Source organism: Pseudomonas sp. FW215-R2 (genome assembly GCF_058789255.1).
The window spans coordinates 1-1046 of sequence record NZ_JBYTBO010000051.1 but is presented as its reverse complement, the minus strand read 5'-3'; the positions used below and the strand labels follow the sequence as shown (position 1 = coordinate 1046).

General features: G+C 64.2%; 1 pseudogene. It reads left to right on the top strand.

What is annotated here, in order from left to right:
- A pseudogene (locus AC3WRD_RS29830) lies at window positions 1-1046 on the top strand (type IV secretion protein Rhs); the annotation flags it as partial.

Genomic DNA, 1046 nt, shown 5'->3' with positions numbered 1-1046 from the left:
GAGAACGAGTCCGGCGACAAGTATCTTCTGGACTACACGCCCACCGGACTGATCCGACAGGAAACCGGCTTCGATGGCCGGCGTACTGCGTACGCCTACGACCGCAACGGCCATCTGCTGGAAAAGACCGAGTTTGGTGACGACGGCACCACGTTGGTCACCACTTATGAGCGCGACAGCGCCGGGCGTCTGCTGCTCAAGACCCTGCCCGACGCCAGCACGGTTGAATACCGCTACGACCACCTCGGCCGGCTGACCGGCGTCGATGACGGCCAGAATCACCCGCAGGCCTTCGAATACGACCTGCAGGACCGACTGGTCCGCGAGCATCAGGGCTGGGGCACCTTGCGTTACGCCTACGACGCCTGCGGCCAGCTCAGCCGCATGCGCCTGCCGGACAACAGCAAGCTCGATTACCACTATGCCAAGGGCGGTGCGCTGACCGCGATCGACCTCAACGGCGCCTTGCTCACCCGTCATGTTTACCAGTCCGGCCGAGAGCAACAACGGCAACAGGGTCTGTTGCTCAGCGAATATGCCTACGACGAACAGGGTCGCTTACGTTCCCACGCGGTCGGCCATCAACGCAGTGCGCTGTATCGTCGCGACTTTGCCTACAGCGCCAACGGCAACCTCGAACACATCGCCGACACCCGTCACGGCCAGCGCAGCTACCAGTACGACGCCCTCGACCGGCTGATTCGCGTGCGCCACACCCGCGACGATGTGCCGGAAAACTTCGCTCACGACCCGGCCGGCAACCTGCTGATGCAGGACCGTCCGGGGCCCACACAGATCAAAGGCAACCGCCTGCTGATGCAGGGCGACCGTCATTACGACTACGACGCCTTCGGCAACCTGATCCGCGAACGCCGCGGCCGCGCCCAACAGCTCGTCACCGAATACCGCTACGACAGCCAGCACCGCCTGATCGGCCTGACCCGCCCCGACGGCACCACCGCGACCTATCAATACGACGCCTTCGGCCGCCGCATCCGCAAAACCGTCGACGGCCAGAGCACCGAGTTCTTCTGGCAAGGCGACCA